Origin of the sequence: Falsiroseomonas sp. CW058, from assembly GCF_050563535.1 — a bacterium.
In the GTDB taxonomy this organism is placed as follows: Bacteria; Pseudomonadota; Alphaproteobacteria; order Acetobacterales; family Acetobacteraceae; genus Falsiroseomonas.
In genome coordinates, this window is the sequence record NZ_JBNXUO010000042.1 from 1 (window position 1) to 20,399 (window position 20,399).

18 protein-coding genes are annotated in these 20,399 nt (G+C 74.1%); 8 read left to right on the top strand and 10 right to left on the bottom strand.

Annotation, left to right across the window (positions count from 1 at the left end):
* Nucleotides 1–309 precede the first annotated feature (309 nt).
* Nucleotides 310–2,907 (bottom strand): DNA translocase FtsK 4TM domain-containing protein, encoded by a 2,598-nt coding sequence (locus ACK8OX_RS22745; RefSeq protein ID WP_430666554.1) that lies wholly within the window; start codon nucleotides 2,905–2,907, stop codon nucleotides 310–312.
* A 101-nt stretch (nucleotides 2,908–3,008) separates the two neighbouring features.
* On the opposite strand from ACK8OX_RS22745, the gene ACK8OX_RS22750 reads away from it, so the two are divergent.
* Both ACK8OX_RS22750 and ACK8OX_RS22755 read left to right on the top strand, forming a co-directional pair.
* Nucleotides 3,009–3,647, top strand: coding sequence for a Crp/Fnr family transcriptional regulator (locus tag ACK8OX_RS22750; RefSeq protein WP_430666555.1), 639 nt, complete (start codon nucleotides 3,009–3,011; stop codon nucleotides 3,645–3,647).
* A gap of 92 nt (nucleotides 3,648–3,739) precedes the next feature.
* Nucleotides 3,740–4,540: an SDR family NAD(P)-dependent oxidoreductase gene (locus tag ACK8OX_RS22755; protein WP_430666556.1), complete on the top strand. Its 801-nt coding sequence runs from the start codon at nucleotides 3,740–3,742 to the stop codon at nucleotides 4,538–4,540.
* A 10-nt stretch (nucleotides 4,541–4,550) separates the two neighbouring features.
* Here ACK8OX_RS22755 and arfB read toward each other — a convergent pair whose 3' ends face one another.
* Nucleotides 4,551–4,964, bottom strand: coding sequence for an alternative ribosome rescue aminoacyl-tRNA hydrolase ArfB (arfB, locus tag ACK8OX_RS22760; RefSeq protein WP_430666557.1), 414 nt, complete (start codon nucleotides 4,962–4,964; stop codon nucleotides 4,551–4,553).
* Nucleotides 4,965–5,098: 134 nt separating this feature from the next.
* On the opposite strand from arfB, the gene ACK8OX_RS22765 reads away from it, so the two are divergent.
* Nucleotides 5,099–5,296, top strand: coding sequence for a YgaP family membrane protein (locus ACK8OX_RS22765; RefSeq protein ID WP_430666558.1), 198 nt, complete (start codon nucleotides 5,099–5,101; stop codon nucleotides 5,294–5,296).
* Nucleotides 5,297–5,375: 79 nt separating this feature from the next.
* On the opposite strand, the gene ACK8OX_RS22770 is transcribed toward ACK8OX_RS22765, so the two are convergent.
* Both ACK8OX_RS22770 and ACK8OX_RS22775 read right to left on the bottom strand, forming a co-directional pair.
* Complete coding sequence (locus ACK8OX_RS22770) at nucleotides 5,376–6,704, bottom strand: ammonium transporter (RefSeq protein WP_430666559.1); 1,329 nt, start codon at nucleotides 6,702–6,704, stop codon at nucleotides 5,376–5,378.
* 38 nt (nucleotides 6,705–6,742) lie between these two features.
* On the bottom strand, nucleotides 6,743–7,081 hold the full coding sequence (locus tag ACK8OX_RS22775; protein ID WP_430666560.1) for a P-II family nitrogen regulator: 339 nt from the start codon (nucleotides 7,079–7,081) through the stop codon (nucleotides 6,743–6,745).
* A 197-nt stretch (nucleotides 7,082–7,278) separates the two neighbouring features.
* Here ACK8OX_RS22775 and ACK8OX_RS22780 point away from each other — a divergent pair, with 197 nt between their 5' ends.
* From ACK8OX_RS22780 to ACK8OX_RS22800, 5 genes are all read left to right on the top strand, one after another.
* On the top strand, nucleotides 7,279–8,553 hold the full coding sequence (locus ACK8OX_RS22780; protein WP_430666561.1) for a UbiH/UbiF/VisC/COQ6 family ubiquinone biosynthesis hydroxylase: 1,275 nt from the start codon (nucleotides 7,279–7,281) through the stop codon (nucleotides 8,551–8,553).
* 151 nt (nucleotides 8,554–8,704) lie between these two features.
* Nucleotides 8,705–9,418, top strand: coding sequence for a phosphatase PAP2 family protein (locus ACK8OX_RS22785; RefSeq protein ID WP_430666562.1), 714 nt, complete (start codon nucleotides 8,705–8,707; stop codon nucleotides 9,416–9,418).
* 89 nt (nucleotides 9,419–9,507) lie between these two features.
* A complete protein-coding gene (locus ACK8OX_RS22790; RefSeq protein WP_430666563.1) occupies nucleotides 9,508–10,962 on the top strand; it encodes a sulfatase-like hydrolase/transferase in 1,455 nt (484 codons plus the stop codon).
* Nucleotides 10,963–11,115: 153 nt separating this feature from the next.
* On the top strand, nucleotides 11,116–11,532 hold the full coding sequence (locus ACK8OX_RS22795) for a hypothetical protein (protein ID WP_430666564.1): 417 nt from the start codon (nucleotides 11,116–11,118) through the stop codon (nucleotides 11,530–11,532).
* 29 nt (nucleotides 11,533–11,561) lie between these two features.
* Entirely contained in the window at nucleotides 11,562–12,788 is a 1,227-nt protein-coding gene (locus ACK8OX_RS22800) for an HWE histidine kinase domain-containing protein (RefSeq protein ID WP_430666565.1), read from the top strand.
* Nucleotides 12,789–12,857: 69 nt separating this feature from the next.
* Here the strand turns inward: ACK8OX_RS22800 and xylA are convergent, their stop codons facing one another.
* The 6 genes from xylA to ACK8OX_RS22830 are packed head-to-tail and all read right to left on the bottom strand — an operon-like array spanning nucleotide 12,858 to nucleotide 20,399.
* On the bottom strand, nucleotides 12,858–14,174 hold the full coding sequence (gene xylA / locus ACK8OX_RS22805) for a xylose isomerase (protein ID WP_430666566.1): 1,317 nt from the start codon (nucleotides 14,172–14,174) through the stop codon (nucleotides 12,858–12,860).
* Entirely contained in the window at nucleotides 14,171–15,625 is a 1,455-nt protein-coding gene (xylB, locus tag ACK8OX_RS22810) for a xylulokinase (RefSeq protein WP_430666567.1), read from the bottom strand. The genes xylA and xylB overlap by 4 nt, the downstream gene beginning before the upstream one ends.
* Nucleotides 15,622–16,644, bottom strand: a complete 1,023-nt coding sequence (locus ACK8OX_RS22815) for a LacI family DNA-binding transcriptional regulator (protein WP_430666568.1) — start codon at nucleotides 16,642–16,644, stop codon at nucleotides 15,622–15,624. The genes xylB and ACK8OX_RS22815 overlap by 4 nt, the downstream gene beginning before the upstream one ends.
* Nucleotides 16,641–18,707 carry a glycoside hydrolase family 31 protein gene (locus tag ACK8OX_RS22820; protein WP_430666569.1) on the bottom strand — a complete coding sequence of 689 codons (2,067 nt, stop codon included), beginning with the start codon at nucleotides 18,705–18,707 and terminating at the stop codon, nucleotides 16,641–16,643. Before ACK8OX_RS22820 ends, ACK8OX_RS22815 begins: the two co-directional genes overlap by 4 nt.
* 19 nt (nucleotides 18,708–18,726) lie before the next feature.
* Nucleotides 18,727–19,584, bottom strand: coding sequence for a phytanoyl-CoA dioxygenase family protein (locus tag ACK8OX_RS22825; RefSeq protein WP_430666570.1), 858 nt, complete (start codon nucleotides 19,582–19,584; stop codon nucleotides 18,727–18,729).
* On the bottom strand, nucleotides 19,581–20,399 hold the full coding sequence (locus tag ACK8OX_RS22830; RefSeq protein WP_430666571.1) for a phytanoyl-CoA dioxygenase family protein: 819 nt from the start codon (nucleotides 20,397–20,399) through the stop codon (nucleotides 19,581–19,583). Before ACK8OX_RS22830 ends, ACK8OX_RS22825 begins: the two co-directional genes overlap by 4 nt.

The window sequence follows — 20,399 nt, forward strand, 5'->3', positions numbered from 1 at the left end:
GCGGGGGGCGGGGGGGGGGGGGGGGGGGGGGGGGGGGGGGCGGGGGGGGGGGGGGGGGGGGGGGGGGGGGGGGGGGGGGGGGGGGGGGGGGGGGGGGGCCGGCTGCCCCGGGAGGGACGCCGTCCCTCCCGGACCCTCCCTGCCAAGGGGCAGTGGCCCCTTGGAACCCATGGGGTTTCAGCGTGGGAAGGGAGGGGGCCTGAAGCCCCCTCCCTTCCCACGCTCAACCGATTGAGGTCCAGGAGGCTAAGCCTCCTGGCGGATGGGGTCCGGGGAAGGCGGCGCCTTCCCCGGAACTCCCCGTGCCGCCTACTCCCGCGGCCCCGGCGCCAGCACCTCGCGCTTGCCGACATGGTTCGCCGGGCTGACCACGCCCTGCTTCTCCATCTGCTCGATCAGCTTGGCGGCGCGGTTGTAGCCGATGTTGAGGTGGCGCTGGATGAAGCTGGTGCTCGCCTTGCCCTCCCGCGTGACCACTGCCACCGCCTGGTCGTAGAGCGAGGCCTCGCCATCGGTGTTGCCGCCGAGCAGCCCGGACGCGCCGCCCTCGCCGTCCTCCTCCTCGACCTCGGTGACCTCGTCCACATAGGCAGGCTCCCCCTGCTCGCGCAGGAAGTTCACGATGGCCTCCACCTCGGCGTCGGAGACGAAGGGGCCATGGACGCGGCTGATCCGCCCGCCGCCCGCCATGTGCAGCATGTCGCCCTGCCCGAGGAGCTGTTCGGCGCCCATCTCGCCCAGGATCGTCCGGCTGTCGATCTTCGACGTCACCTGGAAGCTGATGCGGGTCGGGAAGTTGGCCTTGATGGTGCCGGTGATGACGTCCACCGACGGGCGCTGGGTCGCCATGATGACGTGGATGCCCGCCGCGCGCGCCATCTGCGCCAGCCGCTGCACCGCCGCCTCGATCTCCTTGCCGGCCACCATCATCAGGTCCGCCACCTCGTCGATGATGACCACGATCATCGGCAGGGGTTCGAGCGCGAGGGGCTGGTCCTCGAACAGGGGGCGATTGGTGTCGGGGTCGAAGCCCACCTGCACGCGGCGCGTCAGCACCTCGCCCCGCTGGCGCGCGGCGGCGACCTTCTCGTTGTAGCCGCCGATGTTCCGGACGCCGAGCTGCGACATGGACCGGTAGCGGCGCTCCATCTCCCGCACCGTCCATTTCAGCGCGCCGATCGCTTTCGGCGGCTCCGTCACCACGGGCGCGAGCAGGTGCGGGATGCGGTCGTAGACCGACAGTTCCAGCATCTTCGGGTCGATCATGATGAAGCGGCATTCGTCCGGGCTGTGGCGGTAGAGCAGCGACAGGATCATCGTGTTCACCGCCACCGACTTGCCCGACCCGGTGGTGCCCGCGATCAGGAGGTGCGGCATCCGCGCGAGGTCGGCGATAACCGGCCCGCCGCCGATGTCCTTGCCGAGGGCGAGGTTCAGCTTGCCCGGGTTGCGCGCCCAGTCCTCGGCGCCGAGCAGCTCGCTCAGCAGCACCGTTTCCCGCCGGGCGTTCGGCAGCTCGATGCCGATGACGTTGCGGCCGGGCACGGTGGCGATGCGGACGGCGGTGACCGACATGGACCGCGCGATGTCGTCGGCCAGCCCGATGACGCGGGCGGACTTGGTGCCTGGCGCGGGTTCCAGCTCGTACAGCGTCACCACCGGGCCGGGGCGGATCTCGGCGATGCGGCCGCGCACGCCGTAATCCTCCAGCACCGTCTCCAGCATCCGGGCATTGCCCTGCAACGCCTCCTCGGACGGGCCGGTGCCGCGGCGGGCGGGGGGGGCGGCCAGCAGCGACAGCGGCGGGAAGCGCCAGGTGCCGTCCGGCAGGTCGAGGCTGCCCTGCCGCGTACCGGCGGCGGGCTTCGGCGGCGCGGCGCGGTCGGCGACGCGGGGGGCCGGGGCGGGCGGCTTCTTCCCGCCGGCCGGGGCCGGCACCGGGGCGGGGCCGGCATGGGGCGGCGGTACCGCGGCGTCCGGCGCCATCTCCCGCGTGACGATGGGGACGCCGAAGGACGGCTCCTTCCGGCGCAGCACCGCGCCCGGCACCGGGCCGGCTTCCGCCTGTTCGTCGGCGCGCCGCAGCAGTTCCGACAGGGCGGGGGTCGCCTCCTTCCGGCGGCGCAGCGCGGCGAAGCCGGCGCGGAAGGGCCAGGCCAGCGCCCGCCCGGCAGCGCCCGCGACGCGGGAGGGCAGGCCGGACCGCCGCGCGCCATCCGCCGCGTAGCGCGCGGCATGGCCCGCGCCCGTCGCCGCGGTGACGGCCACCGCCCCCGCCGCGCCCCCCGCCCGCCGCCATTCGCCGAGCGTGAGGCCGAGCGCCACGAACAGCAGCAGCGCCGTGACGCCGAAGACGACGAGATGGGCGATGCCCTCCCCCACCGGCCCGAGGATGTCGCCGAGCAGGCCGAGCACCGCCTCCGCGATGGCAGGTCCCGCGGCGCCGCCAGGTCCCGCATGGGCGGGCGCGCCTTCCGGCAGCGGCAGCAGCGTGAGCGAGGCGGCGAGCAGCGGCAGCCCGGCCAGCAGGCAGGCCAGCCGCAGCACGAAGGGCGCCAGCCCCTTGTGCATCGCCAGCCGCCAGGCCCAGGTCATCAGGCAGGCCACCGGCAGCCAGGCGGCGAAGCCCACCCCCTGCAGCAGGATGTCGGAGAGGATGGCGCCGGCCGGCCCGGCCAGGTTCCCCACCCGCCGCCCGGTGGCGGTCGAGAGGGAGGGATCGGCCGGGTCGTAGCTCGCCAGCGCCACGGCGGCGACCAGCCCGGCCAGCACCAGCACCAGGGCCAGCATCTCCGCCGCCCGGCGCCGGATCGCGGCCTTGACGGCGGGCGAGGCGAAGCGCCGCCCCGCCGCCGCCAGCCGATCCCCCATGACACCCGGGCTGCGACCCTCGATGGCGCGCGGCATCCGTCCCCCGAACCTCAATTCCCCCTTCCAATATACACGCGAACCCGTTCGGATTGCACGGGACGCTTCCGTCCGGGGGCGGTCCGGTCCAGGGTTGTGGCATGTCGGACGCAATCCCCGCCGGGCTCGATGCCGGCACCCGGGTGCGCATCGCGGCCGCGGCGCAGCGCCTGGCCGTGCCGGCCGGGGCGGTGCTGTTCCACCCCGGCGACCCCTGCGGCGGCTTCGTCATGCTCGGCCGCGGCAGGGTCCGGGTGGATCTGGTGGCGGAGGATGGGCACGCGCTGCTGCTCTACCGCGTGGCGCCGGGGGAGGCCTGCCTGCTGACCACCGCCTGCCTGTTCAGCGGCGACAGCTATGCCGCCGAGGGCCGGGCCGAAACGGCGGTGGAGGGGCTGGTCCTGCCGCGCCCCGCCTTCGAATCGCTGGTGGCGGACAGCGCGGGCTTCCGCGCCTTCGTCCTGGCCGGCTTCGGCACCCGGCTGGCGGGGCTGATGGCCCGGATCGAGGCGCTGTCCTTCCGCAGCGTCGACCGCCGCCTGGCGGAGGCGCTGCTGGCCCATGGCGGGCGGGAGGTCGCGGCGACGCAGGCGGAGCTTGCGGTCGAGGTCGGCACGGCGCGGGAAGTGGTGACGCGCCGCCTGGCCGCGCTGGCGCGGGAGGGGCTGGTGGAGGTCGGGCGCGGCACCGTCGAGATCCGCGACCGGGCGGCGCTGCTGCGCCGGGCGGAGGGGGGGTGACGGCCGGCGGCGTGCGCCGGCCGCGTCACGATTCCGAACGCCGCCCGGCGGCGGGTGTTGAGGGCCGGTCCCCCTCCGACGGAGCCCCTTCCATGATCGACGTTCCCGCCACCGGCCGCCCTCTCGCGGTCGTCACCGGCGCATCCTCCGGCATCGGCCTCGAACTCGCCCGGATCGCGGCGCGGGCCGGCCACGACCTCATCATCGCGGCCGACCGCCCGACGGCGCAGGCCGCCGCCGAACTCCGCGCCGAGGGCGCGGCGGTGGAGACGGTGGAAGCCGACCTCGCCACGACCGAGGGCGTGGACCGGCTGGTCGCGGCGATCGGCACCCGGCCGGTCGCGGTGCTCTGCGCCAATGCGGGGCACGGGCTGGGCCAGGGGTTCCTGGACCAGGAGTGGGCGGACATCCGCCACGTCATCGACACCAACGTCACCGGCACGGTCTACCTGCTGCACCGGCTCGGCCGCATGATGCGGTCCGCCGGGGCGGGGCGGATCCTGGTGACGGGGTCGATCGCCGGCTACCAGCCCGGCGCCTTCCAGGCCGTCTACAACGGCAGCAAGGCCTTCATCGACAGCCTGGCGGTCGCGATCCGGGAGGAGATGAAGGACACCGGCGTGACGGTGACGCTGCTGATGCCCGGCGCGACGGAGACGGAATTCTTCGACCGCGCGGGGATGCAGGACACCAAGGTCGGCACCGCGCGCAAGGACGACCCGGCGGATGTCGCGAAGACCGGCTGGGACGCGATGATGCGCGGCGACGCCGACATCGTGCACGGCATGATGAACAAGGTGATGACCGCGATGAGCGACGTGCTGCCGGCGAGCGTCACGGCGCACCAGCACGCCAACATGGCGCGCCCGGGCAGCGGGAAGAAAAGCGCCTGAGGTCGCCCGCCTAATCCGTCCCCGGCCTGCGCCCGCGCAGCTTCTTCACGTCCGACCGCCGCGCCTTGCCTTCCAGCCGCCGTTCCTTGCTCGCCCGCGTCGGCTTGGTGGCGCGCCGCGGCGGCGGCGGTGGGGCGGCGGCGCGGGCCAGCAGCTCGTCCAGCCTCTCGCGCGCCTCGGCGCGGTTGCGGTCCTGCGTGCGGTGCGCCTGGGCCTGGATGACCAGCACGCCTTCGCCCGTGATGCGCCGGCCGGCCAGCGCCGTCAGGCGGCGCAGCACCGGCTCCGGCAGGTCGTAGCGCGCCAGGTCCAGCCGCAGCTCCACCGCGGTCTCCACCTTGTTGACGTTCTGGCCGCCGGGGCCGGAGGCGCGGAGGAAGCGTTCCTCCAGCGCGTCGTCGGGGATGGGGGGAAGGCGGGCCATGCGGCGGGCCTTACGCGGCGGCGGGGGCGTGCCGCAAGGGGCGCGTGACTTCGTCACCGACGCGCCGGGCGCGGCCATGGCCTGATGCGCCACGCGCGGCACCCCCGCCGCGGCCGAGGCAAGGAGAGACCACCATGGCCAGCAATGTCGGCGGCATCGACCGGACCCTGCGCGTCGTCGCGGGCGTCGTCCTGCTCGCGCTCGGCGCCTTCGGGCCGCTGGGGTGGTGGGGGCTGGTGGGGCTGGTGCCGCTGGCCACCGGCCTGGCCGGCACCTGCCCGGCCTATGCGCTGCTCGGCCTCAGCACCTGCCCGCTGGCCCGCAAGGCCTAGGCGGGCGCAGGAGGCGCGACGCGAAAAGGGCGCCGGGGAGACCCCGGCGCCCGTCCCGTGCAGGGCGATGCGGCCGCTATCAGCCGATCCGCTCGCCATGGAGCACGACGTCGAGGCCCTCGCGCTCCTCCTCCTCCGTCACGCGCAGGCCGACCACGGCGTCGACGATCTTCAGCAGGACGAAGGTCATCACCGCCGTGAAGGCGAAGACCGCCACCACCGCGTAGAGCTGCGTCATGAGCTGCGCCACCGACGCGCCGTATCCCTCCGGCGTCGCCGTGCTGGCCGAGAGCGGGCCATAGGCGAAGACGCCCGTCAGCAGTGCGCCGGCGATGCCGCAGACGCCGTGCACGCCGAAGGCGTCCAGGCTGTCGTCGTAGCCGCACCAGTGCTTCAGCGCGGTCGCGCCCCAGAAGCCCGCCATGCCGGCGACCAGGCCGATCACCAGCGCGGAGCCCGGAAGCACGAAGCCCGCTGCCGGCGTGATGGCGACCAGCCCCGCCACCGCGCCGGAGATGGCGCCGAGCACGCTGGGCTTCCCCTTGGTCGCCCATTCCGCCACCAGCCAGGCCAGCACCGCGCCCGCGGCGGCGACCTGCGTCACCAGCATCGCCATGCCCGCCCGCGCGCCCGCGCCGACGGCGGAGCCCGCGTTGAAGCCGAACCAGCCCACCCACAGCAGGCTCGCGCCGATCACGGCGAAGGCCAGGTTGTAGGGCGACATGTTGTCGGTGCCGTAGCCCACCCGCTTGCCGAGCACGATGGCCGCCACCAGCCCCGCCACGCCCGCATTGATGTGGACCACCGTGCCGCCCGCGAAGTCGAGCGCGCCGAGCGCGAAGATCCAGCCATTCGGGTGCCACACCCAATGCGCCACCGGCGAATAGACCGCGAGCGTCCACATCGTCAGGAACAGCATCAGCGCGGAGAACTTCATGCGGTCCGCGATGGCGCCGGTGATGAGCGCGGCGGTGATGATGGCGAAGGTCATCTGGAAGGTCGCGAAGACGCTCTCGGGGATCGTCGTCGCGACCGCGGCGTCGCCGCTGCCCAGCGTGAAGGGCTTGTCCCAGCCTTCCGCCATGCCGCGCATCAGCAGGCGCGACAGGTCGCCGATCCAGGCATTGCCCTCGCCGAAGGCCAGGCTGTAGCCCAGCACCATCCACAGCACCGCCACCAGCGCGCAGGCCGCGAAGGACTGCATCATGGTCGCCAGCACGTTCTTCTTGCGGACCATCCCCGCATAGAACAGCGCCAGGCCCGGCACCGTCATCATCAGCACGATCGCCGTGCTGGTGAGCATCCAGGCCGTGTCGCCCGTGTCGATCTTCGCGTCCTGCGCGAAGGCGGTGCCGGCCGCGAGCACCGCCGGCAGCGCGAGCGCGAGCGCGCGCGCGAGCGTCTTCATCCCCGTCATCCCCCTGTCCGTATCCCCGGCGGCCCGCATCACAGCGCCGCCCCGTCGCTCTCGCCCGTGCGGATGCGCAGCGCGCGTTCCACGTCGAGCACGAAGATCTTGCCGTCGCCGATCTTGCCGGTGCGCGCGGCGCCCGCGATCGCCTCGACCACGGCGTCCGCCATCTCGGCCGCGACCGCCACCTCGATCTTGAGCTTCGGCAGGAAGCTCACATGGTACTCGGCGCCTCGGTAGATCTCGGTCTGGCCCTTCTGCCGCCCGAATCCCTTCACCTCGGTCACCGTCAGGCCCTGCACGCCGAGCGGGGTGAGCGCGTCGCGCACCTCGTCCAGCTTGAAGGGCTTGATGATCGCCATCACCAGCTTCATCGGCCCGCCATCCCCTTTGCACGGAAGTCGCGGGCGCACCGATCCAAGACCCGTGCCACGGCGCCCGCCGCGCCGCCGGCCGCGGCTTCCGGCCCGCCGGAGCCGCGGCTGCCCGCTTTCGCGCCAGGGTTGCTGCCTATTGTCTGGGCAATTGCCTCGCCCTTGCCGAAACGGGCGGGGAACGCGACCTTCCGGGCATGACAGACACGCTCGACGTCACGGCCTGCGTCATCGGCGCGGGGCCGGTGGGCGCCACCCTCGCCGCCACCCTCGCCGCGGCGGGGCTGCCGGTCGCGGTGGTGGACCGCGCGCCCCTGCCGCCCATGGAACTGCCGGAATTCGACGGCCGCGCCTATGCCGTCGCGCTGACCAGCCAGCGCCTGCTTCGGGCCGCCGGGGTGTGGGACCACCTGCCCGCGCCGCCGCAGGAGATCCTGCGCATCCGCGTCGCCGACGGCGCGCCCGGCCGCCGCCCCTCCTCCCTCCGGCTCGACTTCGCGGCGGAGGAGGTGGGAGAGGAGCCCTTCGGCTGGATGGTGGAGGCGCGGTCGCTGCGCGTCGCGCTGAACGCGCGCCTGCCCTCGCTGCCCGGCCTCTCGGTCTTCGCCCCCGCCGCCGCGGCGGTGACGCGCGGCGCAGGGGGCGCGGAGGTGCGGGTGGCCGGCGGCCCGCTGATCCGCGCGCGGCTCGTGGTCGGCGCCGAGGGGCGGGAGAGCCCGCTGCGCCGGGCCGCCGGCATCGGCGTGACGCGCTGGGACTACGGCCAGACCGGCATGGTGGGCGCCTTCGCGCATGAGCGCCCGCACCGCGCCACCGCGCTCGAGATGTTCCTGCCGAACGGACCCTTCGCACAGCTGCCGCTGGCCGGGCCGGGCGGCTTCGGCAGCGCGGCGCTGCCGCATGCCTCGGCCTTCGTCTGGTCGGACCGCACGGCGCTGGCGCGGCATTTCCTGGCGATGGACGATGCCGCCTTCGGGCGGGAACTGGCGCGGCGGCTGGGCGATCATCTCGGCGCGATCCGGCCGATCGGCCGGCGCTGGTCCTATCCGTTGTCGGCGCTGTGGGCGGAGCGCTTCACGGACACGCGGCTCGCGCTGGTGGGCGATGCGGCGCATGGCATCCACCCGATCGCGGGGCAGGGCCTCAACCTCGGCTTCCGCGACGTCGCCGCCCTGGCCGAGGTGGTGATCGAGGCGGTGGCGGCGGGCGAGGACCCCGGAGCGCCCGAGGTGCTGCGTCGCTACGACCGCCGCGCGCGGCCGGATGCCGCGCTGATGCTGGGCGCCACGCATGCGCTGGAGAGGCTGTTCGGCAACGACCTGCCGCCGCTGCGGCTGGCGCGGCGCATCGGCATCGCCGCGGTGGACCGGCTGCCGCGGCTGAAGGCGATGTTCGCGCGGCGCGCCATGGGCATGGGCGCGGGCGTGTCGGGGCTGCTGGGCGGGCAGGGGCTGATGCGCCTGCGCGACTGAATCCGCGCGGCCCGGAGGCTGGGCGCATCCGCGGCCCGCAGCACGAAGCCGTGCACGGGCGCGGCTCGCATTCGTTTGCGTGACGCTTCGATTGCGGTCCGGTGGCGCCGTCCATAACGTCGCGCGCATATGCATGGGGAAGGCGTGTGCCGTGGATGTCAACGTGGTCGATGCCGCCGGACTCGCGCTCGTGGAAGGTATCGCGCACAGGTCGCTCTTCATCGACTGGGCGTTGCGCCTGCTGCTCACCGTGCCGATGGTGAAGTTCGGCGTGCCCGTGGGGCTCGCGCTCTATGCCTGGATGGGACAGCGGCCGGACGAGACGGACCGGGCGCGGCTGCGCCGCGTCACCTTCACGCTACTCGGCGTCGTGCTGGCCATCGGCATCGGTCGGGGCCTCCAGGACGGGATGCCGCCGCGCGACCGCCCGCGCATCGGCCTGCCCGACTTCCACTTCCCGCCGATCCACGATCTGCCGAACCTGGCGGAGTGGAGTTCCCTGCCGTCGGACCACGCGATCCTGGCGGCGGCGCTGGCCACGGCGGCCTGGGCCTTCTCCTGGCGGATCGGCGTCGTCTCGGCGTTGTGGGCCGCGCTCGTCGTGGCCTTCCCGCGGCTGTATTTCGGCTACCACTACCTGACGGATCTACTGGCGGGCGCGGCCTTCGGGACGGTCGTGACCTGGGCGATCTCGCGCATCGGCCGGCCGCGGCTGCTGGAGGACTGGTACGCGGCGCTGGAACGCCGGGCGCCGGCCCTGGTCGTGCTGGGCCTGTTCCTGATCGGCTACGAGTTCATCACGCTGTTCTCCACCACGCGCAGCGTGCTCGGCGCGGTGAAGGACGTGCTGCACGCGCTGGGGTAGAGCATCGCCCATTCCCCGCATCCGCCCCGCGTTGACAAGGCGCCCGCGGCGGGTCGAGGCTTCGCGACCATAAGGGGGCACGCAGGCAGATGGCCAAGCCGCACAACCTGCTCGTCATCATGTCGGACGAGCACAACCGGAAGCTGCTCGGCGCGGCGGGGCACCCGGTGGTGCGGACGCCGAACCTCGATGCGCTGGCCGGGCGCGGCACGCGCTTCGACGCGGCCTACACCCCCAGCCCGATCTGCGTCCCCGCGCGCGGCGCCTTCCACACCGGCCAGCCCGTCCACCGCAGCCGGTGCTGGGACAACGCCATCGCCTATGACGGCGCGATGCCCGGCTGGCCGCAGGCGCTGCGCGCGCGCGGCCACCACACGGCCAGCATCGGCAAGCTGCACTACCAGGGGCATGCCGGGCAGGATTACGGCTTCGCCGAGACCATCCTGCCGATGCAGATCACCGGCGGCACCGGCGACGTCACCATGCTGATCCGCGACCCCGACGACGTGCGGGAGACGGCGGCGCGAAAGCTGCTGGCGCAGGCCGGCCCGGGGGAGAGCGAATACACGCTCTACGACCGCCGCGTCGCCGCCGCCGCGCAGGTCTGGCTGCGGGAAAGCGCGCGGAAGCACCGCGACAGGCCCTGGGTGCTGTTCGTATCCATGGTGGCGCCGCACTTCCCGCTGACCGCGCCGCCCGAGCACTACTACCGCTATGCCGGGGCGGCGCTTCCGCGCCCGAAGCTGTGGGACGCGCCGGAGGAGGAACGCCTGCCGCATCCCTGGCTGCGCGGCTATGGCCGGCGGTCCGACCACCGCCGCCACTTCCGGGACGAGGCCGACCTGCAGCGCGCGCTGGCGGGCTACCACGGCCTGGTGTCCTTCATGGACGAGAATGTCGGCAAGATCCTGTCGGCGCTGGATGAGGCGGGGCTCTCGGCCGGCACGCGGGTGGTCTACACCTCGGACCATGGCGACAACCTCGGCGCGCGCGGCCTCTGGGGGAAGTGCACGATGTACGAGGAAAGCGCGGGCATCCCTATGATCATGGCCGGCCCGGACGTGCCGCGGGGCGGGCGCTGCGCCACGCCGGTGACGCTGTGCGACTTGTCCGCCACCATCCTGGACGCGGTGGGGGCGGGGGACGCGGCCGCGGAGCTCGGCCTGCCCGGCGCGTCGCTGCTCGACCTCGCGGGGCGGCCCACGCAGGACCGCGCGGCGCTGTCGGAGCTGCACACCTACTGCCCCGACGGCGTCTTCATGCTGCGCACGCCGCGGCACAAATACGTCCATTACGTCGGCGCGGCGCCGCAGCTCTTCGACCTCGACGCCGATCCGGAGGAGCTGCGCGACCTGGCCGCCGATCCCGCCCATGCGGCGCTGCTGCGCGAGCTGGAGGCGCGGCTGCGCGCCATGCTCGACCCCGAGGCGGTGGACGCGGCCGCCAAGGCGGCGCAGGCGCGCATGATCGCCCAGCACGGCGGCGACGCCGCGATCCGGGCGAGGGAACGCATGGCCTACACGCCGCCGCCGGTCGCGGCATGACCGCGCCGCGCGCGGTGACGAAGAACTGAAGGGCCGCCCATGCCCGGACGGGACGCGTTCCATGCGACACCTTCCGGTTCCGGTGACAACGACGCTGCGGACCAGCGCGCCTCCGCCTGCGCCCGCACCTTGCCCGCGTGAAGGAAACAGGCCATGACAGAGGCCATCTCCCGCCTGACCTATGAGATCGTCCAGGCCTGGGGCGGCTACGCCCCGCACGCCATCTGCCTGCTCTACGACCCCGCCATCATCGCGGTGGAGGTGGTCACCAACCTCGGCGTCGCGATGGCCTACTTCGCCATCCCCTTCGCGATCTGGCGCTTCCTGCGCCGGGTGGAGCTGCTGCCCTTCCGGTCGGTGATGGTGATGTTCCTGGTCTTCATCCTGGCCTGCGGCACCTCCCACCTGACGCGGGTGGCGACGCTGTTCCTGGGCGGCGCGGCCTACTGGGTGGACGCCGCCGTCTGCACCGTGACGATGATCGCCAGCCTGGGGACCGCGATCGGCCTGATGCGCCACGGCCCGCGCATCGCCCTCATCGCCGGCCGCCTGCTGGCGCAGCCGCGCTGACGGCCGGGCCGCAGGGAGGGGCGACAGGGTTGCTCGCGGACTACATCATCTGGTGCGGGGGCGTCGCCATCGTCGCGGTGGCCGGCACCTGGCTGTCGCTGCGGGTCTGGAACCGCTGGATCCGGCGCGAGGAGGCGCAGGCGCTGGCGCTGGTCCGCGCGATGGAGGGGGAGCGCGACGCCCACAGGACGGCCGAGCGGGAGGCCGCGCGCGCACTGGCCGCGAGCGAACGGCGCCACCGCGCCCTGACCGAGGCGGGCGCGATCGCCGTGTGGCAGGCCGCGCGCGACGGCCGCATCACCGCGCTTGAGGGTTGGACCGCCTTCGCGGGCGAGAGCATGGCCGATGTCGCCGGCAGCGCCCATGCGTGGCTGGTCGCGGTGGTGCCGGAGGACCGCGGCCGCGTCTCCGTCGCATGGAGCCGCGCGGTCGCAGACGGGCGGCCGCTCGACGTGGAGTTCCGCGTCGCCCGCGCGGACGGCACGGTGCGCTGGTGCCGCGCGCGCGCGGTGCTGGTGCCGTCCCCCGGCGGCGACCCGGACGCGGCCGAGTGGATCGGCGTGGTGGAGGATGTCGACGGCCGGCGCCGCGCGGAGGAGGCGCGGATGCTGCTGGCGCGCGAGGTGAACCACCGCGCGAAGAACATGCTTGCCGTCGTGCAGGCCGTGGTGCGGCTGACCCGCGCGGGCGACCCGGAGAGCTTCGCCGCCGCCGTCTCCACCCGCATCGCCGCGCTCGGCCGCGCGCATGACCTGCTGTCGCGCCGGGCCTGGGGGGATGTCGCGCTCGACGACCTGGTGCGGGGCGAGCTTGCGCCCTACCTGGCGCTGCCGGAGGCGGAAGGCGACCAGCCGCCGCGCGTCCGCATCTCCGGCCCGCCGCTGCGCCTGCGGCCGGGCGCGGTGCAGCCGCTGGCCATCGCGCTGCACGAACTGGCGGTGAACGCGGCGAAATACGGCGCGCTCTCCGCCGGTTCGGCCGGGCGGGTCGAGGTGGGGTGGGAAGTGCCGGAGGCGGCGGGTGCGGTGGTGGTGACCTGGCGGGAGCAGGGCGGCCCGCCGCTGCGCGACACGCCGGAGCGCCGCGGCTTCGGCACCCGCGTCATCGACGCCTCCATCGGCGACCAGCTGCGCGGCCGGGTCGAGCGCAGCTGGAAGGCGGAAGGGCTGTGCTGCACGCTGACCATCCCGCTCGACCGGCTGCATGCGGAGGACGAGGCGGAGCCCGACCTGCGGATGGAAGACCCGGCCGGGTAGCGTCCCGCCGCAGCCCTTGTCCCAGCGGCTGGGTCGCCGCTCCGGCGTTCCGCCTTCGCGGATCAGGCGCTACCGCGCGAGCTGCGCCACCAGGTTCTCCAGCCTCTCCTGCCCGCCGCTGCGCGGCCGGGGGTCGACGCCGCCTTCCAGCACGCGGTCGGACAGCGCGGCGAGGCTCATCCCGCCGTCGAGGATGGCGCGCCCTTCCGGCGCGTCCCAGCCGGCGTAGCGCCCGGCCCGCGCTCGGTCCAGCCGCCCGTCGGCGCGGATGCGCGCCGCGATCAGCAGCGCGCGAGCCAGCGTGTCCAGCCCGCCGGCATGGGCGTGCACCAGGTCCTCCGCCGCGAAGGACTGGCGGCGCACCTTGGCGTCGAAGTTGAAGCCGCCGCTGCCGAGGCCGCCGGCGCGCATCACCTCCAGCATCGCCAGCGACAGGTCCTGCGCGTTGTTCGGGAACTGGTCGGTGTCCCACCCATTCTGCGGGTCGCCGCGGTTGATGTCGACCGAGCCGAGGAGGCCGAGCGCGGCGGCGAGCGCCACCTCATGCTCGAAGGAATGGCCGGCCAGCGTCGCGTGGTTCGCCTCGATGTTGACCTTCACCTCGCCCAGCAGGCGGTGCCGCGCGAGGAAGCCGTACACGGTGGCGACGTCGCGGTCGTACTGGTGCTTGGTGGGCTCCATCGGCTTCGGCTCGATCAGGATCGTGCCGCGGAAGCCGATGCGGTGCTTGTGCTCCACCACCAGGGACAGGAAGCGGCCGAGCTGCGCATCCTCCCGCGCCAGGTCGGTGTTGAGCAGCGTGTCGTAGCCTTCCCGCCCGCCCCAGAGCACGTAGTTCTCCCCGCCCAGCCGATGCGTCGCCTCCAGCGCGTGCTTCACCTGCGCGGCGGCATGGGCGAAGACGTCGGGGTCCGGGTTGGTGGCGGCGCCGGCCATGTAGCGCGGATGGCTGAACAGGTTGGCGGTACCCCAGAGCAGCCGGATGCCGCTGCGCCGCATATGTCCCGCCACGACGTCGAGCATGGCGTCGAGCATCGCGTTGCTCTCGCGCAGGGTCGCGCCTTCGGGGGCGATGTCGCGGTCGTGGAAGCAGAAGAAGGGGGTGCCGAGGCGTTCCATGAAGGCGAAGGCGGCTTCCGCCTTCTGCCGCGCCGCCTGCATGGGATCCGCCGTGCGGAACCAGGGGCGGTCCATCGTCTCCGCGCCGAAGGGATCGGCGCCGGTGGCGCAGAAGGAATGCCAGTAGGCGACGGCGGGGCGCAGCCAGTCCGCCATGCGCCGGCCTTCCACCATCCGGTCCGGCTGCCAGGCGCGGAAACCCCATTCGGCCTCGCCCTCCTCGCCCACGAAGGGGATGGGGGGGATCGCGTCGAAGATCGTGCTCATGTCGCGGACTCCGCGAAGCGGGATTTCAGGGCGGGGTAGAGCGCGCGGAAGACCGCGCGGCGGCGCGCGAGGCCCTCGGCCAGCGCGGGCTCGGGCGGCTGGAGCCGCGCGACCGGGGGCTCCGTGCAGACCTCCGCCTCCGCCGCGCCGCAGGCCAGCATCGCGAGCCGCGCGGCGCCGAGCGCGGGGCCGATCTCGGCGCCCGCGCGGAAGGCCAGGTCGCGGCCGAGCGCGGTGGCGAGGATGCGGCCCCACAGCGCGCTGCGCGCCCCGCCGCCGATGACCGACGGCGCCGCGATGCGCCCGCCCCGCGCCTCCAGCGCATCCAGCCCGTCGGCCAGCGCGAAGGCGACGCCTTCCAGCACGGCGCGGGCGAGGTCGGCGCGCGTCGTCGCGCCGTCCATGCCGAACCAGACGCCGGCGGCGGCGGGGTCGTCATGCGGCGTCCGCTCGCCCGACAGGTAGGGAAGGAAGGTCACGCGGTTGGCTGCCGCCGCGCCCGCCGCCTCCACCTCCGCCAGCAGCGCCGCCTCGTCCGCCGCGCCGAGCGCGCGGGCGGCCCAGCCCAGGGCGGAGGCGGCCGACAGGATCACCGCCATGCGGTGCCACCGCCCGGGCAGGGCGTGGCAGAAGGCGTGCACCGTCCGGTCGGGGTCCGGCAGCGGCGCCGCATCCGCCACGAAGACCACGCCCGAGGTGCCGAGCGAGACGAAGCCCTGCCCCGGCGCGATGCAGCCGATGCCCACCGCGCCCGCCGCGTTGTCGCCCGCGCCGCCCGCCACCGGGATGCCGGGCGGCAGCCCCCAGTCCCGCGCCACGTCGGCGCGCAGCGTGGCGGAGACGGCGCTGCCCTCCACCAGCCGCGGCATGTGCGAGGGCGCGAGCCCGCACAGCGCCAGCATCTCCGCCGACCAGGCGCGGGCCGCGACGTCGAGCCAGAGCGTGCCGGCGGCGTCCGACATCTCCGACACCGCCTCCCCGGTCATGCCGAGGCGCAGCCAGTCCTTTGGCAGCAGCACGCGGCGCGTGGCGGCGCAGACCGCGGGCTCATGCGTCCGCACCCAGGCGAGCTTCGGCGCGGTGAAGCCCGGCATGGCGCGGTTGCCCGCGATGCGCCGCGCCGCGGGGTCGAGCGCCGCGCATTCGGCGTGGCTGCGCCCGTCATTCCACAGGATCGCCGGGCGCAGCACGCGGTCCGCGGCGTCCAGCAGCACCGCGCCGTGCATCTGCCCCGACAGTCCGATGCCGCGCACCGCCGCCCGTGCCGGCCCCAGCCCCGCCACCGCTGCGCCGGTCGCGCGCCACCAGGCCGCCGGGTCCTGCTCGCTCCACATCGGGCGGGGGCGCGACAGGTCGAGCGGCGCTTGCGCCTGCGCCAGCACCGCGCCGCCGGCGTCCAGCAGCACCGCCTTCACGGCGGAGGTGCCGAGGTCGATGCCGAGGAAGGTCATGCCGCGCGCAGCTCCGCCAGCGGCGGGTCGGAGGCGCGGGCGACCAGGCGCGGGGCGATCAGCTCCGCCACTGGCGCGGCGCCGCCGAGCAGGTCGAGCAGCAGCCGCGCGCAGCGTTCCCCCGCATGGCCGACCGGCGCGGTGAAGGAGGTGAGCGGCGGGTCGAGCATGGTGCACATCGGATGGTCGTTGCAGCCGATCACCGCCATGTCGGCGCCCGCCCGCAGCCCGGCCGCGGCCAGCGCCCGCATCGCGCCCGCCGCCATCAGGTCGTTGCCGCAGAGCAGCGCGGTCGGCCGTGGGCCGGGGCGGGCGAGCAGCGCGCGCATCGCGGCCTCGCCGCCCGCCTCGGTCGGCGCGTCGTGCAGCACGGGCGCGGCGCGGGGGTCGAGCCCGGCCTGGCGCAGCCCCTCGCGGAAGCCGTCCATCGCGTGGCGGCTGTACATCAGCTCCTCCGCCGTGTTCAGTAGCGCGATGCGGCGGTGGCCGCGCGCGGCCAGCCGCAGTGCCGCTTCCCGCCCCACCACGGCGTGGTCGATGTCCACCCAGGGATGCGGGCAGGTCGCCGCGGTGCGGCCGAGCGTCGCGAAGGGCACGCCCTCGCGTTCCAGGAAGGCGATGCGGGGGTCCTCGCGCCGGGTGCGGGCGAACAGCACGCCTTCCACGCCGATCGTCGCGGTCAGCCGCGCCAGGCGCGCCATCTCGTCCGCGGCGCTGTGGGCGGCGGTGACGATCATGGTGAAGGGGGTCGCGGCGAGCGCGCGGTCGATGCCTTCCAGCCAGTCCACGAAGAAGGGGTTGTTGAAGCCGCCCTGCGGGGGGGAGAGCAGGACGCCGATCGTCTCGCTCCGCCCCGTCCGCAGCATCCGGCCCAGCCGGTCCGGCCGGTAGCCCAGGCGCTCCGCCTCGGCCAGCACGCGCGCGCGCGTCCCGGCGCTGACCCCGGCATAGCCGTTGAGCGCCCGGCTGACGGTGCCGGGGGCAAGGCCGATGGCGGCGGCGAAGTCGCGGAGCTTCATGCCGTGATGGGTAGCACCGCATCGTCCCGCAGGAAGAGGGGGATGCGGTCGAGCGGGGCCTCGGCCACGATGCACCGTCCGCCCGGGTGTTCCGCCCCGGTCCAGGCGCAGCGCCAGCGCGCGCCGGCCGGCAGGTGGACGGGGCGGGCGGTCGCGCCCGGCTCCACCACCGGCGCCACCAGCAGGTCGGGGCCGAGCATGTAGGAATCGGCCGCGTCCCAGCAGGCGGGGTCGGCGGGGAAGTCGAAGAACAGCGGCCGCATCACCGGCGCGCCGCTGCGCGCATGCTCGGCGAACTGCGCCATGATGTAGGGACGCATCCTCTCGCGCAGGAACAGCAGGTCGACGAAGATGCGCTCCAGCGCCTCGCCGTAGGACCAGACCTCGTTGGCGCCGCCGGTCGCGGTGAAGATGCGGAAGGTGTCGTCGCCATAGGTTGGAACGCCGTCGTTCGGCAGCGGCAGCTCGTCCGGCACGCGGAAGCCGTGCAGGCGGCAGACCGGGGAGAAGACGCCGAACTGGAACCAGCGCACCAGCAATTCGCGGAAGCCCGCATCCTTGCCGATGCCCTCGTAGAAGCCGCCGATGTCGGTGGTCCACCAGCCCAGCCCCGACAGGCCCGCATGCAGCCCCGCCGTGATCTGCGCGCGGAAGTCGCGCCAGGTGGACCAGACATCGCCCGACCACAGGATGACGCCGTGCCTCTGGCTGCCCGCCCAGGCGCTGCGCACCAGCAGCACCCCGTCCGGGTGGCCGGCTTCCACAAGCCCCTCGCGGAAGCCCTGGATGTGCAGGTGGGGATAGGCGTTCAGCACCTCCGCCCCGTTGCCGAGGGCGAGGCGCACCTGTTCGGGGTGGTTCGGCCGCAGTTCCGGCTCGCAGCTGTCGATCCAGAAATTGGCGATGCCGTGCTTCACGTAGTTGTCGCGCGCCTTGCCCCAGACATAGCGCCGCGCATCGGGGTTGGTCGCGTCGTAGTAGGTGCAGTAGTGCAGCGCCAGCGGGTGCTTGTCCGGGTACACGTTGGTCACCGGCGCGCCGCGCTCGGTCCGCATCAGGAAGCCGGCTTCCCGCATCTCGGACCAGGTCTCGGCGTTCGACTGCACGGTGGGCCAGATGGAGACCATCGTCTCCACGCCCATGGCGCGCAGCTCCGCCATCATCGCATCCGGGTCGGGCCATTCGGCTGGGTCGAACTTCCATTCGCCCATGCGCGTCCAGTGGAAGAAGTCGATGACGATGCAGGACAGGGGCAGGCCGCGCGCCTTGTACTCCCGCGCGACCGACAGCAGCTCCTCCTGCGTGCGGTAGCGCAGCTTGCACTGCCAGAAGCCGCTGGCCCATCCGGGGAAGGCGGGCGAATGGCCGGTGGCATCGGCGTAGCGCGACAGGATGTCGCGCGGCCCGTCGCCGGCGGTGATCCAGTAGTCGAGCTGCGCGGTCGCGTCCGCCGTCCAGCGGGTGATGTTCCTCGCGAATTCCGCCCGCCCCGTCGCCGGGTTGTGCCAGAGGAAGCCGTAGTTGCGGGAGGAGAGCACGAAGGGGATGACCACATGCGTGTTCTGCTGCACCAGGGTCGTGGACACGCCCTTGAGGTCGAGGCAGCCATGCTGCGGCTGGCCGAGGCCGTAGAGCTTTTCCCCCTCCTGCGCGGCGAAGCTCGCCTCCAGCCGCCAGGAATCGCCGGCGATCGCCTTGAAGGCGCGCGGGGCGGGGCCGGCGAAGTGGCCGCGCGCCTCCTCCAGCAGCGTCTCGCCCGTGTCGGCGCGGAAGATGCGCAGCACCGGCTCGCGCTTCACCTCGGCGCCGAGGCGGATCTGCATGCGGATCTCGGCGGCGATGCGGCCATGGGTGATGCGCGCCGTCTCGCCCGCGATGGCGACCGTGGCGGCCGCGCCGGGCGCGGGCGGCAGCAGCACCTCCACCCGGCCGGGCAGCACGTCGCGCGCGTTGGGGCGGGCGCGGATGCGCAGCGCGTCCGGGCCCCAGGGCTCGATGCGGAGAACCTCGCCGGCGAAGCGGCAGACGAGGCCGCCGGCCTCCTCGGTGTGGATGGGGGTCAAGCAGGGGCTCCGCTGCGGGTCACGACATGGCCGGCGCGCGCCAGGCGGTGGCGCCGGCCTCCGCGCGGACGAAGGGGCGGGCGATGTCGGCGACGCCCTTGTGGGCATGGGGGTCCTCGCCGGCCACCATCAGGATGTCGCGCATGTCCTTCGTGGCGGGGATGCGCCCGCCCATGTCCCAGGGCAGCAGCGATTCCGCGCTCATGTAGTGGGTGACGAGGGCGCGGCGGAACCCCGCCCTGGTCACGTTGGGCAGGCTGCGGTGCAGCAGGTGGCCGTGGAAGAACACCACGCCGCCCGCGCGCACCGGCAGCGCGACGCCGCCTTCGCGCGGATATGGGAAGGACGTCGCCTCCTTCACCGCATCGAAGCGGGCATCGCCATGCGCGGCGTCGGGCCACAGCACGCCGGACCGGTGCGAGCCGGGATGCGCCCAGAGGCAGCCATTCTCCACCGTCGCGTCGTCCAGCGCGATCCAGGCCGCGGCCAGGCTGCGGTCGCGCGTCGGGATGAAGTTCTCGTCCTGGTGCCAGGCCTGGCCCGGCTTGCCGGCATGCTTGACGAACATCATCGTCTGCATCGCCTTGACGTTCGGCCCGATCACCTCCCGCAGCACCTCCACGATGCGCGGATGGGCGCAGGTGTCGCGCACCAGGCGACTCAGCTTGTGCGGAAAATGGATGGCGAGGCAGCGGGCCGTCACCTCGTCATCGGTGCCGCCGCGGTCCTCCGGCAGGCCGTCCACGGCGCCGCGTTCGCCGCGGCAGATCGCCGCGGCCTCGGCCTTCAGCGTCGCGACCTCGGCGGCCGTCAGCAGGTCCGGGACGGTGAAGATGCCGTCGCGCGCCCAGGCCTCGCGCATCTCCCCGCGCGTCATGCCGCGGCCCTCGGCTGCACGAGGCGCCGCCAGGCGGCGCGCTGGTCCTCGCCGTATTCGGCGGCGCCGTGGGTGGCCTGCGGACCGGCGACGAAGGGGCGGCCGGCGCGGCCGGGGGTGTAGTCCATCGGCTCGCCCCTGCGGTTCAGGTGGACTTCCCGCGTGCGCCCCTTCTCGGCATGGGCGAAGTGCATGGCGAAGCCCGCGCGTTCGGCGTCCGTGTCGTTGCGGCCGGTGGCGTGGGGCGAGCCGTAGGTGAAGACCACGACGCCGCCGGCCGGCAGTTCCACCGGCACGGCCTGCGCGTCGTCCGGGTCGCAGCGCCAGTGATGGTCGCTGTCGGGATCGCGGCGGTGCGGCAGGTTCGCCAGATGCGCGCCGGGGATGAAGCGCATCGTGCCGTTGGCGACGGTGGCGGGGTGCACCGCCGTCCAGACGCCGACCGCCATCGAGGGGTCGGGCAGCTTGAAGTAGTGGTTGTCCTGGTGCCAGTTGGTCGGCGCGCCGCTGCGGGCGGGCTTCAGGAAGATCTGGTCGAAATACTGGAAGACCGGCCCGCCTTCGAGGAGGGCGGAGGTCAGCGCCGCGACCTTCGGCTGCAGGGCCGCCGCGCGGAACAGCGGGCTGACCTTCCAGGTCTCGGTGACCTGGAGGTTCGCCTTCGCGCCGTCAGTGGCGACGTTGCGCAGCATCCCTTCCGCCTTCAGCCGGTCGAGCTCGGCGCGCATGGCGGCGACCTCCTCGGCGGACCAGAAGCCGGGGATGCCGAGGAAGCCGTCGCGGCGGAACTGCGCAAGCTGGGTGTCGGTCAGCAT